This window comes from Limnohabitans sp. 63ED37-2, assembly GCF_001412535.1.
GTDB lineage: Bacteria > Pseudomonadota > Gammaproteobacteria > Burkholderiales > Burkholderiaceae_C > Limnohabitans_A.
Map to the genome: position 1 here is coordinate 2,771,444 of NZ_CP011774.1, position 14,646 is coordinate 2,786,089.

Annotated in this window: 12 protein-coding genes; 8 read left to right on the forward strand and 4 right to left on the reverse strand. The window is 63.2% G+C overall.

Annotated features, from left to right (window positions below; translation table 11 throughout):
• The first annotated feature begins 1 nt into the window (after position 1).
• The 3 genes from L63ED372_RS13050 to manD are packed head-to-tail and all read left to right on the forward strand — an operon-like array spanning position 2 to position 3,718.
• On the forward strand, positions 2-1,054 hold the full coding sequence (locus L63ED372_RS13050; protein WP_062406418.1) for a malate/lactate/ureidoglycolate dehydrogenase: 1,053 nt from the start codon (positions 2-4) through the stop codon (positions 1,052-1,054).
• A gap of 51 nt (positions 1,055-1,105) precedes the next feature.
• Positions 1,106-2,503, forward strand: a complete 1,398-nt coding sequence (locus L63ED372_RS13055; protein WP_062406420.1) for a mannitol dehydrogenase family protein — start codon at positions 1,106-1,108, stop codon at positions 2,501-2,503.
• A 3-nt stretch (positions 2,504-2,506) separates the two neighbouring features.
• Positions 2,507-3,718 carry a D-mannonate dehydratase ManD gene (gene manD / locus L63ED372_RS13060; RefSeq protein ID WP_062406422.1) on the forward strand — a complete coding sequence of 404 codons (1,212 nt, stop codon included), beginning with the start codon at positions 2,507-2,509 and terminating at the stop codon, positions 3,716-3,718.
• 58 nt (positions 3,719-3,776) lie between these two features.
• On the opposite strand, the gene L63ED372_RS13065 is transcribed toward manD, so the two are convergent.
• Entirely contained in the window at positions 3,777-5,405 is a 1,629-nt protein-coding gene (locus L63ED372_RS13065; RefSeq protein WP_062406424.1) for a peptide chain release factor 3, read from the reverse strand.
• A gap of 149 nt (positions 5,406-5,554) precedes the next feature.
• On the opposite strand from L63ED372_RS13065, the gene L63ED372_RS13070 reads away from it, so the two are divergent.
• A complete protein-coding gene (locus L63ED372_RS13070) occupies positions 5,555-6,745 on the forward strand; it encodes an MFS transporter (RefSeq protein WP_062406426.1) in 1,191 nt (396 codons plus the stop codon).
• Here L63ED372_RS13070 and L63ED372_RS13075 read toward each other — a convergent pair.
• Together L63ED372_RS13075 and L63ED372_RS13080 are read right to left on the reverse strand one after the other, a co-directional pair.
• Positions 6,699-7,577 carry an alpha/beta hydrolase gene (locus L63ED372_RS13075; RefSeq protein WP_062406428.1) on the reverse strand — a complete coding sequence of 293 codons (879 nt, stop codon included), beginning with the start codon at positions 7,575-7,577 and terminating at the stop codon, positions 6,699-6,701. The genes L63ED372_RS13070 and L63ED372_RS13075 overlap by 47 nt on opposite strands.
• On the reverse strand, positions 7,577-9,058 hold the full coding sequence (locus L63ED372_RS13080) for a M20 family metallopeptidase (RefSeq protein ID WP_062406430.1): 1,482 nt from the start codon (positions 9,056-9,058) through the stop codon (positions 7,577-7,579). Before L63ED372_RS13080 ends, L63ED372_RS13075 begins: the two co-directional genes overlap by 1 nt.
• A 162-nt stretch (positions 9,059-9,220) precedes the next feature.
• Here L63ED372_RS13080 and L63ED372_RS13085 point away from each other — a divergent pair, with 162 nt between their 5' ends.
• From L63ED372_RS13085 to L63ED372_RS13100, 4 genes are all read left to right on the forward strand, one after another.
• Positions 9,221-9,895, forward strand: a complete 675-nt coding sequence (locus tag L63ED372_RS13085) for a nucleotidyltransferase family protein (protein ID WP_231624619.1) — start codon at positions 9,221-9,223, stop codon at positions 9,893-9,895.
• Positions 9,896-9,909: 14 nt separating this feature from the next.
• Complete coding sequence (locus L63ED372_RS13090; protein WP_062406432.1) at positions 9,910-10,914, forward strand: XdhC family protein; 1,005 nt, start codon at positions 9,910-9,912, stop codon at positions 10,912-10,914.
• 178 nt (positions 10,915-11,092) lie between these two features.
• Positions 11,093-11,566, forward strand: coding sequence for a (2Fe-2S)-binding protein (locus L63ED372_RS13095; RefSeq protein WP_062408107.1), 474 nt, complete (start codon positions 11,093-11,095; stop codon positions 11,564-11,566).
• Positions 11,563-13,740 carry a xanthine dehydrogenase family protein molybdopterin-binding subunit gene (locus L63ED372_RS13100; protein WP_082431697.1) on the forward strand — a complete coding sequence of 726 codons (2,178 nt, stop codon included), beginning with the start codon at positions 11,563-11,565 and terminating at the stop codon, positions 13,738-13,740. The genes L63ED372_RS13095 and L63ED372_RS13100 overlap by 4 nt, the downstream gene beginning before the upstream one ends.
• A gap of 59 nt (positions 13,741-13,799) precedes the next feature.
• On the opposite strand, the gene otnI is transcribed toward L63ED372_RS13100, so the two are convergent.
• Positions 13,800-14,633 (reverse strand): 2-oxo-tetronate isomerase, encoded by an 834-nt coding sequence (gene otnI, locus L63ED372_RS13105; protein WP_062406434.1) that lies wholly within the window; start codon positions 14,631-14,633, stop codon positions 13,800-13,802.
• Between the last annotated feature and the right edge of the window lie 13 nt (positions 14,634-14,646).

A 14,646-nucleotide genomic window follows, 5' to 3' on the forward strand; every position in this document is an offset into this window, starting at 1 on the left:
CATGAGCCAACGCATCCAAGCCGCCGAGCTGCGTGCCAAAGTCGCCCGCATCATTGAACAAGCAGGCAGCGCCCCGGCCGAGGCCGCACAGGTGGCCGACAACCTGGTGATGGCCAACCTGAGTGGGCACGACTCGCACGGCGTGGGCATGGTGCCGCGTTATGTGGACGCGGTGCTCGAAGGGGGGCTGTCGCCCAATACGGGTGTCCAAGTTTTGCTCGACACCGGTCCTTTGCTGAATCTGGATGGCCAACGCGGCTACGGTCAGATCACCGGCGTGCAAGCCATGCAAATGGGCATTGAACGCGCCAAGCAGCACGGCGTGTGCACCGTGGCGCTGAGCCGCTCACACCACTTGGGCCGCATCGGGCACTTTGCCGAAATGGCTGTGGCCCAAGGTCTGGTGTCGGTGCATTTTGTGAACGTGCTCTCTCGCCCCGTGGTCGCCCCCTTTGGCGGCGGTGATGGGCGTTTTGGCACCAACCCCTGCTGCATCGGTGTGCCCATGGGCAGCCGCGAACCCTTTGTGCTGGACTTTGCCACCAGCCGCGTGGCGCAAGGCAAGATGCGTGTGGCCCACAACAAGGGCGAGCAAGTGCCGCTCGGCTATTTGATCGACGAACACGGCCACCCCACCACCGACCCCGGCGTGGTGGTGGTGCCGCAGTCCAACGGTATGTTTGGCGCACTCATGACCTTTGGCGACCACAAAGGCTTTGGCATGGCCATGGCCTGCGAGCTGCTGGGCGGTGCGCTGACGGGCAGTGGCACCTGGCACCGCGAGGCCGACCACCAACGCGCAGTACTCAACGGCATGCTGACCATGCTGATCGACCCCGTGCGCTTGGGCACACAAGCCCTATTTGAACAAGAAGCCTTGGCCTTTGCCGACTGGCTGCGCCAAAGCCCCGATGCACCCGGCAGCGAGGGCGTGAAACTGGCGGGCGAGCCCGAGCGCACCGCACGCGCCGAACGCGAGCAATCGGGCATCTGGATCGACGACACGACCTGGGCCGAAATTGAAGCATCAGAGAAAAAGCTGACCGAACGATGAACATTGACTGACCGCGACCTTCCCCGTTGGGACGCACACCCTTAGACACCCATGCACCTCTCAGCCCTCACCCTGGCATCGCTGCCCGCTGACATCCACACCCCGATTTATGACCGCCGCCGCCATGCCCCGGGTGTGGTGCACCTGGGTTTGGGCGCTTTTCACCGGGCCCACCAAGCCATGGTGTTTGACCATCTGCTGACCACGGGCGACACACGTTGGGGCATACACGGCGTGGGCATGACTCGGCCCGACTTGGTGAATCTGCTGCGTGCGCAAGACGGCCTGTACGCTGTGCGCGTGGCCGATGGCTCGGGTGTGAAGTGGCAAGTGCCCGGCGCACTGTGGCGCATGAATGTGGCCGCCACTGAACGCGAAACGGTCGTGCAAGCCATCGCCGCGCCCGCCACGCGCTGGGTCACCCTCACCGTCACAGAAAAAGGCTATACCCCCGCTTTGGGCCAGCTGCTGCTGGACGGCCTGCGCCTGCGCCAGCAAAGCGGCTTGCCCGGCATCACCGTGGCCTCGTGTGACAACCTGCAAGGCAATGGCCACAAGCTGCTGGCTTTGGTCAAAGCCGCCGCTACGCCTCAGGACGCAGCGTTGCTGCGCTGGCTGGACACGCACTGCACCTTTCCTTGCAGCATGGTCGACCGCATCGTGCCCGCCGCCACCGCCGAAGTGCTGGCCGCCGCCAGCCAAGCGCTGGGCCTGCGCGACGACGCATCGCTCAGCACCGAAGGCTTTTGGGAGTGGGTGATCGAAGACCGCTTTGCGGACCCGTCTGACGCCACCTTGCTGCAAAGCGCTGGTGTGCGTGTGACGGGTGATGTGCACAGCTACGAAGAAGCCAAGCTGCGCATGCTCAACGGCAGCCACACAGCCATGGCGCTCATGGGTGCCATCACGGGCAGGCCCTTCATTGCCAGCTGCATTGGGGTGCCACACATCCGCACTTTTGTGCACCAACTGATGGGCCAAGAAGTCGCACCGCACCTCTCCCGCAGCGACTGGACCGATTACCGCGACGCCCTGATCGCCCGATTTGGCAACCCGTATTTGAAGCACAGCGTGCACCAGATCGCCACCGACAGCTCGCAAAAAATCCCGCAGCGCTGGCCACCTTCTGTGCTGGGGCAAATCGCCCATGGCGCTTCGTTTGAACACCACGCCCTGGCGGCTGCCGTGTTCGTGCGCTACACATTGGCCGTCGACGAAAGCGGCCAAGCCTATGCCCTGAACGACCCCCAAGCCGAAAGCTTGATGGCGATGGGCGCAGCCCAGCACACCGAACCCGAGGCCTGCGTGCGTGCCCTGCTGGGCCGCGAAGACCTGTGGGGCAGCGCCTTGCCCCACCACGCTGCCTGGATTGCCCGCGTCATTCACTGGCACCAACACATCCTGCAGCACGGTGTGGACCACGCCGTTCAGCAACTGGCCGGGGCCTGAGCCATGAAAATCACCGCCGCCCGCGTCATCGTGTGTTCCCCCGGCCGCAACTTTGTCACCCTCAAAATCGAGACCGACCAAGGTGTATACGGCGTGGGCGATGCCACGCTCAACGGCCGTGAGCTGGCCGTGGTCAGCTACCTTGAGGACCATGTCGTCCCCTGCCTGATCGGGCGCGACCCGCAGCAGATCGAGGACATCTGGCAGTACCTCTACAGAGGCGCTTACTGGCGGCGCGGCCCGGTGACCATGAGCGCGATTGCCGCCGTGGACACCGCGCTGTGGGACATCAAGGCCAAGATGGCCAACATGCCGCTGTACCAGTTGCTGGGCGGACGCAGCCGTACCGGGGTGATGGTCTACGGCCACGCCAACGGCCGCGACACCGCCGAGACGGTGGACGAAGTTTTGCGCCACCAAGAAGAAGGCTACTTGGCCATCCGCGCCCAAAGCGGCGTGCCGGGCCTGAACAAGGTCTATGGCGTGAGCGGCACCAAGCGCCTGTACGAGCCCGCCGACGGCAACTTGCCCAGCGAACACGACTGGAGCACCGAAAAGTACCTGCGTCATACCCCCGGCCTGTTCGAAGCCGTGCGCGAAGCTGTGGGCCCTGACATCCATTTGCTGCACGACGTGCACCACCGCCTGACGCCCATCGAAGCGGGCCAGCTGGGCAAGGCGCTGGAGCCGATGCGCCTGTTCTGGATGGAAGACCCAACGCCCGCCGAAAACCAAGACGCCTTCCTGTGGATACGCCACCACACCACCACACCGATCGCGGTCGGCGAAATTTTCAACAGCATCTGGGACTGCAAGACCCTGATCGAAAAACAGCTGATCGATTACATCCGCACCACCGTGGTCCACGCGGGCGGCATCACGCACCTGCGGCGCATCGCCGACTTGGCCAGCCTCTACCAAGTGCGCACCGGCTGCCACGGCGCGACCGACCTGTCCCCCGTGTGCATGGGCGCGGCACTGCACTTTGACACCTGGGTGCCCAACTTTGGGGTGCAAGAGTTCATGCCCCACAGCGAAGAAATGCTCTCGGTCTTCCCGCACGATTACCGCTTTGAGCGCGGCATGATGCACTGCGGCGAGTCACCCGGCCACGGGGTCGACATCGACGAGAAGCTGGCAGCCAGGTACCCGTACCAAAGGGCTTATTTGCCGGTGAACCGGCTGCAGCATGATGGGACGCTTTGGAATTGGTGAGGAGTTTTTGACCTGTTGGGTGGTCACACACAAATTGGCTTGCCCCCCACGCGCCCCTTCAGCCCGCAGACCCCAGCGCCAGGCCCGCATGCTCGCGCAGCGGGTGAAAGTGAATCTTGGGAAAGCGCTCTTGCGCCAGGCGCACGTCATATGGGCTGGTGCACAAATACGCCAGCGTGCCTGCCGCGTCCAGCGACATGCGCTGCGGGTAGGCGTTGGTGAATTCGCGCAACTCGGCCGGGGTGTCGGCGGTGATCCAACGGGCACCAGTGTACTGGCAACCCTCCAGACGCACATCGCAGTCGTATTCGGCTTTGAGGCGGTGTTGCACCACTTCAAACTGCAGCTGGCCCACCGCGCCCAGCAGCATGGGGCCGCCGATTTCGGGCTTGAAAACCTGAATCGCGCCCTCTTCACCGAGTTGGTCCAAACCGGTTTGCAGTTGTTTGGTGCGCAGCGGGTTCTTCAGGATCACGGTCATGAAGAGTTCGGGTGCAAAGAAGGGCAGGCCGGTGAATTGCAGATTCGCGCCATCGGTGATGGTGTCGCCCAGCTGCACGCCGCCGTGGGTGGTGAAGCCGATGATGTCGCCCGCATAGGCTTCGTCGACCGCTTCGCGGCGCTGCGAAAGGAACGTGACAACACTGGTGGGGCGCAGTTCTTTGGCGGTGCGCTGCACCTTGAGCTTCATGCCGGGGGTGTATTTGCCCGACGCCATGCGCACAAAGGCGATGCGGTCGCGGTGGTTGGCGTCCATATTGGCCTGGACCTTGAACACCACGCCCGAGAACGCGCTGTCTTCGGGCTGGATTTCTTTGACCACGGGCTGCTTGTTGACCAGCAGGTTGCTGGTGCGGGGCTTGGGCGCGGGGGCCAGGTCGACCAAGGCGTCCAGCACTTCCATCACGCCAAAGTTGTTCACACCGGAGCCAAAGAACACGGGCGTTTGTTTGCCCGCCAAAAATGCCGCTTCGTCAAACGCGGGCGATGCCCCAGTGGCCAGCTCCATGCTGTCCATGGCGGTTTGCCACTCCAGGCCAAAGCGCTCGGCCAGTTGGGCTTGCTCGGTGAGCGGGATGGTTTCGAAGTCTTGCGGCAGGCGTTCGCTGCCGGAGTCGAACACCGTCATGGCCTGCGTGCGCAGGTTGACGATGCCGCCAAACGATTTGCCCTGACCGACAGGCCAAGTCATGGGCACACAAGGCATGCCCAGTTCGCGCTCAACCTCATCAAGAATATCGAGTGGGTCACGCACTTCGCGGTCCATCTTGTTCACAAAAGTGATGATGGGCGTGTCGCGTTGACGGCAGACTTCGATCAGGCGGCGGGTCTGCGCTTCCACACCGTTGGCCGCGTCAATGACCATGAGCGCCGAGTCCACGGCAGTCAGCACGCGGTAGGTGTCTTCCGAGAAGTCTTTGTGGCCGGGCGTGTCGAGCAGGTTGATGACGTGCTCACGGTAGAGCATCTGCATCACGGACGAAGCCACCGAGATGCCGCGTTGCTTTTCGATTTCCATCCAGTCGGACGTGGCGTGGCGCGAGGCCTTGCGGGCCTTGACCGAACCGGCGATCTGGATCGCGCCCGAGAACAGCAAGAGCTTTTCGGTCAGCGTGGTTTTACCCGCGTCGGGGTGCGAAATGATGGCAAACGTCCGGCGGCGCCGGGTTTCGTGGGCGTAGGTCACAAGGGGTCCTGAAGATCGTGCGGACCGCCTAGGGGGTCCAATGCTGGCCAGGCCCGTGCGGGCTGGCGAAAGCGATGATTTTACCGGGCGATGGGCGCCAGTCACCAAAGCGCGGACCCGCCGTGCGGACCGGGGATACACTGCCGGGTATGAACGCCAACCTCATCCTCCTCACGCTCTGCCAAGGGCTGTTCTTCACCAACAACGTCACTTTCATCGCCATCAATGGCTTGGTGGGTTTGTCGATGGCACCCCTGGGCTGGATGGCGACGCTGCCGGTCATGGGCTATGTGGTGGGTGGTGCGCTGTCGACCGGTTTGGTGGCCAAGAGCCAGTCGCGCTGGGGGCGCAAGGTGTCGTTTCAGCTGGGGCTGGGGGTGGCTTTGTTTTCGGCGCTACTGGCCGCTTATGCCGCCTGGAGCCACAACTTTTGGCTGCTGGTGTCGGCCACGGTGATTGCCGGGTACTACAGTGCCAACGGCCAGTTGTACCGTTTTGCGGCGGCCGAGTTGGCGGCAGACGGCTTCAAGGAAAAAGCGGTTTCACTCGTCTTGGCGGGTGGTTTGATCGGCGCCATCGTGGGCCCCAACCTGGCTTCGCGCACCCGCACTTTGTACGAAGTACCGTTTTTGGGCGCTTACATGGCGCTGGGCATCGTGGCGATTTTGGCCATGGTGTGCATGAACTTCATCCGCTTCCCTGCTGTGCCCGCCAAAAAGCCGGGCGACAGCGCGGGCCGTCCCCTGTCCGAGATCATGCGCCAGCCTGTGTTTATGGTGGCGGCGGCTGCAGCGGCCCTGAGTTACGGCGTGATGAACCTGCTGATGGCGGCTACGCCGCTGGCCATGCAGGTGTGTGGCTTCAGTTTTGACGATGCAGCGCTGGTGCTGGAGTGGCATGTGATCGGCATGTTCGCGCCGGGCTTTTTCACAGGCCACCTGATCAAAAAATTTGGCACGCTGCAGATCATGGCGGTGGGTGTGCTCATCAACTTCGCTTGTATCGCGATTGCCTTGTCGGGCGTGGAGCTGCACCAGTTCCTGATCTCGCTGTTCTTGCTGGGGCTGGGTTGGAACTTCCTGTTCACCGGCAGCACCACGCTGGCCATGAAGGCCTGGACCCCTGCCGAAAAAGACCGGGGCCAAGCGGCCATCAACTTCTTTGTGTTCGCCACCATGGCGCTGACCTCGTTCGCCTCAGGCGCTCTGGTCACCACACAGGGCTGGACTTGGCTCAACATCGGCTCGATCTTGCCCGTGGCCTTGACCGGCATGGCGCTGGTGTGGATGGTACTTAAACAGAGGGCTGAGCAGAAAAACGCGCCAGCAGCCAGCGCTTGAGCGCGGCGAACACCTGAGCGCGGTAGAGGTCGTTGAAGATCTCGTGGTACATGGCCTCAAAACACTGGGCCTGCACCACGTCCTGAGGTGCGGCGTTTGCCACGTCGGCTGTGGCCTGCGGGTTGACCAGCTTGTCTTGCCCCGCGTACAGCAACAAGGTGGGCACTTGCCACTTCGACGCATCGTGCAAGGTCTTCTCGCCGTTTTCCAAAATCCATGCGGCCAAACCCACTGAAATGCGACGGTGCACGAGCGCATCGGCCTTGTAGGCCTTCACCACATCGGGATCACGCGACACAAACTCGGTTTTGAGGCCGTTGTCCACGCGCAAGTGGGGCACCACGCGGGGCAAGGTCGCCAGCAGGATTTTCTGGAAAAAACTGGGGAAAGCACCCAAGGCAGGCGATGACAACACCGCAGCATCGACCGAGCGCAGCTGTTCGGCCAGCGTACGGGCCACCACCAAGCCACCCATGCTGTGGCCCAGCAAGATGAGGGGCAAGTCCTTCAGGGCCGGGCGCTGGCGTGTGTCGTCGATCACCCGGCACAAGTCGGCTTGCAAGCTGCCGGGGCGCAGCAGGTCACCGCGTGGTCCTTCGGACTGGCCGTGGCCTTGGTGGTCATAAGCCCGCACCGCAAAACCCCATTGGTACAAATGCGCCGCCACCTCGCCGTAGCGCCCGGCGTGTTCGCCCAGGCCGTGCACCAAGAGCACCGTGCCCAAAGGCCGACTGACAGGCAGGGCCCAGTCATAGACAGCAAGTTGACCCGCCTCACCCTGCAAAGCCGACAGGCTGGGGCGCGGCAGCGAGGGGCGCGTGATGAGGTTCATCAGGGCATGCGGGCCATGACTTCGGCCACGGCAGCGGTGAGTTTTTTGGCGTATGGCACATGCAAAAACTCGTTCGGCCCATGCGCGTTGCTCTTGGGTCCGAGCACGCCACAAACCATCATTTGCGCCTTCGGGAAACCGGCACTGAGCATGTTCATGAGCGGAATGGTGCCCCCTTGCCCGATGTAGCCCACGCCCGCGCCAAAGTGCGCTTGGCTCGAGCTGTTGAGGGCTTGTTCAAACCAAGGCAAGGTGTCGGGCGCGTTCCAGCCGGTGGCACCGCCACCCGATTCGAAAGTAACTTTGGCCTGGTAGGGCGCGTTGTCTTCGAGCAGGGCTTTCATCTCGGCCACGGCTTGCGCGGCATCCACCAGGGGGGGCAAGCGCAGGCTGAGTTTGAAGGCGGTGTAGGGGCGCAGCACATTGCCCGCGTCTTTCAGCGCCGGAAAACCTTCCGCCCCGGTCACGCTCAGTGTGGGTGTCCAGGTGCGGTTGAGCAGGGCTTGTGTCGGGTCGGTGGTGGTGGGCAAGGCAAAGGTGGTCGAGCCGCCGCAGTCGTAGTGCGCCCACGGGAACCGCTTGTACACCTCGTCGCCCAAGATGGCGGCGGTGGCCTGCGCTTGCGCCAATCGCTCGGCAGGCACTTCGCAATGGAAGCTGGCGGGCAGCAAGCGGCCGGTGGTGCTGTCTTCCAGGCGGTCGAGCACTTGGCGCATGATGCGAAAGCTTGACGGCACCAGACCCGAGGCATCGCCCGAGTGGATGCCCTCGGTGAGGATCTGAACCTTGAGCGTGCCGCTAGCCATGCCGCGCAGGCTGGTGGTCAGCCACAGCTGGTCGTAGTTGCCCGCGCCGCTGTCTAGGCAAATCACCAAGCCCACATCGCCCATGCGGGTGCGCAAGGCGTCCACATAAGGCAGCAGGTCATACGAACCAGATTCTTCGCAGGTCTCGATCAGGCCGACGATGCGCGGGTGCGGTGTTTTTTGGCTTTTGAGCGCCTGCACGGCGGCAATGCTGGCGTAGACCGCATAACCGTCGTCTGCGCCGCCTCGGCCATAGAGCTTGCCGTCTTCGTACACCGGGGTCCAGGGGCCGAGGTCGTTGCGCCAGCCGTTGAACTCCGGCTGCTTGTCCAGGTGGCCGTACATCAGCACTGTCTGGCCCGAGCCCTCGCTGGCCGCGCGGGTGGCGGCCACTTCAAAAAACATGATCGGCGTGCGACCGGGCAGCTGGATGATCTCGAGGGTGAGGCCTTCCACCTTTTGCGCCTCGACCCATTGCGCGGCACGGCGCAGCACCGATTCGATGTGGCCGTGTGCGGCCCAGTCGGCGTCAAACGCGGGCGACTTGGCCGGGATCTCGATGTAATTTTTCAGCTCGGGCACGATGGTGCTGTCCCAAGCTTGGGTCACGTCGTTCAGGGCGCGGGCGCTGTCGAGCAGGTGGCCGGGCATTTCGCGGTGCAGGGGGGCGTTCATGGTGGGGGCTCCTCGGGGCGGCACAAAAGAAAAACACTTTAGCGTGTTTGGAACAGGCTGACCACGTCGGGCATTCACAGAGGTGACGCCAAAGCGGCAGCACGGACGCAGGACCTCGGCACAATGTCCGGTCCACCACCCCCACGGAGCGCCCGATTGAATGTGACAACGCTGGCTCAGCCCACCACAGAACCCGCCCTGCGCGTGGGCGGGTTGGTGCTGGCTGCAGGCGCGGGCAGCCGCATGGGAAACCGCCCCAAATGCCTGTTGCAGTTGAACGGCATGAGCCTGCTGGAGCGGCAATTGCAGGCCTTGTCGCTGGCGGGTGTGCGGCCCGTGGGGGTGGTGCTCGGGCACCACGTCGAGCGCATCTTGCAAGAAGGGGTGTTGAGCCGTTGGGCTGCCCAACAGGTACGCAACCCGCGGCCCGATGACGGCCATGTCAGCTCCCTGCGCATCGGCTTGAAGGCCATGCCCGCTGAGCTGGACATGGTGGTGGTGGCGCTGGCCGACCAACCCTTGATCGATGTGCAGGCGGTGCAAGCGCTGCTGGCAGCCTTTGCGCAGCGCCCAGCTGGCACGCAGATGCTGCAACCGAGTGTGCAAGGCTTGCCCGGCAACCCGGTGGTGTTCTCTGGCGCAGTGATGGCGCAAATTTTGGCGGGCGACGAACACATGGGCGCACGCCAATGGCAACAGGCCCACCCCGAAGCCGTGTACCACTGGGAAACTCCCCATGGTCACTACCGCCTGGATGTGGACAATGAAACAGACTGCCAGGCGGTGGCGCAGTTGACAGGGCAAAGCCTGCACTGGCCGCACGATTTGGACCCCTAAAAAAAGAGACCCCCATGAACAGCATCGACATCGACGTGATCCGCACCGCGCTGGACTGGCAAAGCCGGGGCCACCGCGTGGTCATGGGCACGGTGGTGCGCACCTGGGGCTCGGCCCCGCGCCCACCCGGCTCGCTCATGATCATCCGGGATGATGGCCAGGTGGCCGGATCGGTGTCTGGCGGCTGCATCGAAGACGATTTGATCCGCCGCGTGGCCGCGGGCGAGCTGGCGCTGCGCCTGCCCGACACCACCACCTACGGCCAAACCGCCGAAGAGGTGCGCCGTTTTGGATTGCCCTGCGGCGGCTCGGTGCAAGTGGTGCTGGAGCCCCTGTCGGCCCAGTCGCAGCTGCGTGAATTGCTGGTGCTGATCGAACAACACCAGCGCGTGGAACGCCGCATGGACATGGCCACGGGCATGGTGCGCATGAGTGCGGCCGCCGAAGGCGACAAGCTGCAGTTTGATGGCCAAAGCCTGACCACGGTGCACGGCCCGCGCCTGCGTTTGCTCATCATTGGTGGTGGCCAGTTGTCGCGCTATTTGGCCAACATGGCCGTGATGCTGGACTACCAAGTTACCGTGTGCGAGCCGCGAGTCGAGTACCACGAGGGCTGGGAAGCCATGGCGGGCGTGACCTTGTCCAAAGAGATGCCTGACGACCTGGTGCTGGCCATGCGGCTGGACCACAACAGCGCGGTGGTGGCCGTTACACACGACCCCAAGCTCGACGACCTGGCCCTGATGGAGGCACTGCGCTCCCCAGCTTTTTATGTGGGTGCACTGGGCTCGCTGCACAACAACGCGCAGCGCCGCAAGCGCTTGCTCGACTTTGATGTGAGCGAAGCGGAAGTGCAGCAGTTGCACGGGCCTGTGGGACTGAACATTGGCGCTTTGACCCCACCCGAAATCGCGCTGAGCATCGTGGCCGAAATGACCGCTATGCGAAGGGGCACGGATTTGAGCCAAGCGCTCAGCAACTGGCAAGGCTCCAAGACGGTGTGTGGACTGAGCGCTTGAGCCTTGTTTCGGTGCCTTGAGACGACACGACACCTCAGGGTTTGCCCGGGTTTGAGCCTTGTGCGACATCTTGGACGCTGTGGTCGCTTTAACTTCTTGATCTCACGTTGCAGGCGCAAAGCATGTGTTTTGCGCGGCCAATGGCAGGCTGCACCGCAAGACCCCACTGGAGACACGCATGGTTCGATTCAAAGTCAATGGCGAGGCCGTCTCGGTCGATGCCACACCAGAGACCCCTTTGTTGTGGGTCATCCGCGAAAAACTCAACCTCACGGGCACCAAGTTCGGCTGCGGCATTGCCCAGTGCGGCGCCTGCACCGTGCACCTGAACGGTGACCCAGTACGTTCTTGCGCACTGCCCGTGTCGGCCGTAGAAGGCAAAAACATCACCACCGTCGAAGGCCTGATGAAGACGCCGACCGGTCAAGCTTTGCAAGCCGGTTGGGTCAAAGCCCAAGCGCCGCAATGCGGCTACTGCCAGTCGGGCCAGCTCATGACAGCGGCCAAGGTGATCAGCGTGGTTAAAAAGAACCTCAGCCGCACCGAAATTCTAGAAGCCATGAGCGGCAACATCTGCCGCTGCGGCACTTACAACCAGATCGCCAGCGCGGTCTCGCACGCCCAGAAAACCCTCCAAGGAGGCAAGGCATGAAAACCATGAACACCCCACTGACACCCAGCGTGTCGCGTCGTTCTTTCATCCTCGGCTCGGGCGGTTTGGCTTTGGGCCTGTCTTTTGGCCTGACACAAACCGAATTGGCACTGGCCCAGGCGCCCGGCGCAGGCGGCTTTGCCCCCAACAGTTGGATCAACATCGGCTTGGACGGCGTGGTGACCTTGATGTCGCCTGCCTCTGAAATGGGCCAAGGCACCATGACGGCCATGCCCATGCTGCTGGCCGAAGAGATGGACCTGGACTGGAGCCAAGTGCGTGTGGTGCAGTCACCCAGCGACCCCAAGCGCTTTGGCAACCCCCGCTTTGGTGGCGGCATGACCACCGGCGCTTCGCGCACGGTGCAAGGCTATTACGAGCCGCTGCGCCTGGCGGGTGCCCAAGCCCGCTTGGTGATGGTGAACGCTGCGGCCCAGGCCATGGGTGTGCCTGCGGGTGAGCTGCGCACCGAAGCCAGCCGCGTGATCCACAGTGGTGGCCGCAGCATGAGTTATGCCGACATTGCCAAGGTGGCCACGGTCCCGGCCGAGCTGCCCAAGGTGGACAAGAGCATGCTCAAGCCCATGGCGCAGTTCCGCCTGATTGGCAAAGACATTCCCCGCGTGGATGTACCATCCAAGTCGAGCGGCCAGGCGCTGTACGGCATTGACCAGCGTTTGCCCGGCATGCTCTGGGCCTCGGTGCTGCGAGCCCCGGTGCAAGGCGAGACGCCGGAGAGCGTGGACGACAGCGCCGCCCGTGCGGTGGCGGGCGTCAAGAACGTGGTGCGTTTGCCTTACGGCGTGGCCGTGGTGGCCGATTCCTTCTACACCGCCAAAGTGGCGCGTGACAAACTCAAGGTCGTCTGGAGTCAAAAGTCCAAGGCCCGCGTGCAGTACACCGACCAAATGCGCGTGGAGTACACCAAACGCGCAGAAGACCTGAACGACAAAGGCGTCGCCTTCATCGCACACGGGGATGCGGCCAAGCAATTGGCGGGTGCCACCCGCACCTTCAGCGCCACCTACACCAGCGAAATGGTCAGCCACATTTGCCTGGAGCCGATGAACTGCACCGCGCGTGTGGACGGCGACAAGATCGAGGTCTGGGCACCCGCCCAGTCGGCCTCGTTTGTGACGGGCACAGTGGCGGGCGCAGCCGGCTTCAAGCCGGAAAACATCAAGGTCAACATCACTTTGTTGGGGGGTGGTTTTGGTCGCCGTGTGGAGGCCGACTACTCGGCGGATGCCGCTTTGGTGGCCAAGGCCATGCCAGGCACCCCGATCCAGGTCATCTGGACCCGCGAAGACGACATCGTCCACGACAAGTACCGCCCCATGACCGGTCAGCATTTGGTGGCCGGTGTGGACGCGCAGGGCAAACTGGTGGGCCTGCTGCACCGCGTGGTGTCCGAAGGTATTTATTCACGGGTTGTACCGCCAGCCTTCAAGGCAGCCGGCGGCAAGGATGCCCCCGTGATGGAAGGCACCGAAATCACCTACGACATTCCCGATCACAGCGTGCAGTTCATGATCGAAGAGCGGGGTATCCAGGCCGGCTTCTGGCGTGCGGTGGGTCCGGGCTACACCAAGTTCGCCATCGAGACCCTGATCGACGAAGTGGCGCGTGGCGTGAAAGCAGACCCTCTGGCTTACCGCATGGACCTGCTCAAGAAACACCCGCGTGGCCAGGCCGTGCTCAAGGCGGTGGCCGACATGTCCCAATGGGGCAAGGCCAAGTTGCCCAAGGGTCATGCGCTGGGTCTGGCGTTCTCGGACGCCTGGAACACTTACTGCGGCATGGTGGTGCAAGTCTCCATCGCCAACGGCCGCCCCAAGGTGCACAAGGTCTGGACTGCCGTGGACTGCGGTCATGCGTTGCAGCCACAAAACATCCAGGCGCAAATCGAAGGCTCGGTGATCTTTGGTTTGTCCGCGGCCTTGCACGAACACATGGACTTCAGGGCGGGTGAGCCTCAGCAAACCAACCTGAACAAGTACCAGGTGCTGCGTGCCAACGAAACGCCCGAAGTGATGGTGAAGGTGATGCCCACCGACAACCACCCCGGTGGCATTGGCGAAGTGGGTCTGCCGCCCTTGGCGCCAGCCATTGCCAACGCGATCGCCACACTCAACGGCAAGCGCTTGCGCGCTTTGCCTTTCCCGATGGTGTGATCGGGGCCATCCAGCTTCCATCGCCCACCGGATGGGCGATGGCGCTGGTACAAGCGGCCTCAGAGGTAAGGCCGCGCCCAGTTCAGGCCGCGTGAAGTACCACCCGCCGACGCATCGGCCGGGTTGTACTCACAACCGATCCAACCGTCCCACCCGCACTCGGCCGAAACCTTGTCGATGGTATGGAAAATGTGTGTCCAGTTCACCTCGCCTGTGCCCGGCTCGTGGCGGTTGGGCACTTCGGCAATCTGGAAATGCCCCACCCGGCCTGTGGGCAGGTACTGGGCAATCTTGGCGCTCAAGTCGCCTTCAACGATCTGGCAGTGGAACAGGTCCATCTGCACCTTCACATTCGCAGCCCCCACCGCCTGCACGATGCGGTGCGCGTGGTCTTGGCGGTTGAGGTGAAAACCCGGCACGCTGCGGGTGTTGATGGGCTCCACCAGCACATCACGCCCTGCTTTGGCCGCTTCTGCAGCGGCCCATTGCAAGTTGCTGACGAGGGTGGCGTCTGCGGCATCAGCGCTCACGCCATCAGAGCGCAAACCCACCATGGCGTGGATGCGTGGGCAGTTCAGCGCCTCGGCATAAATGAGGGCTTGTGTAAAACCGATTCGAAAATCGGCCTCGCGACCGGGGACGCTGGCCGTGCCACGTTGGCCGGTTTCCCAGGCCTTGGCAAAGCCCTCGGTGTCGGTGCCGCCCGGTGGCATGTTGAACAGCACTTGCTGCAGGCCGTTGGCCTTGAGGCGGGCGGCCAGTTCTTGCGCAGGAAATGCGTAAGGGAACAAATACTCCACGGCCTTGAAGCCGTCTTGGGCCGCGGCTTCAAAGCGGTCCAAAAACGGCAGGTCGGGGTACATCATCGACAGGTTGGCGGCAAAACGAGGCATGGGGTTCTTTCGA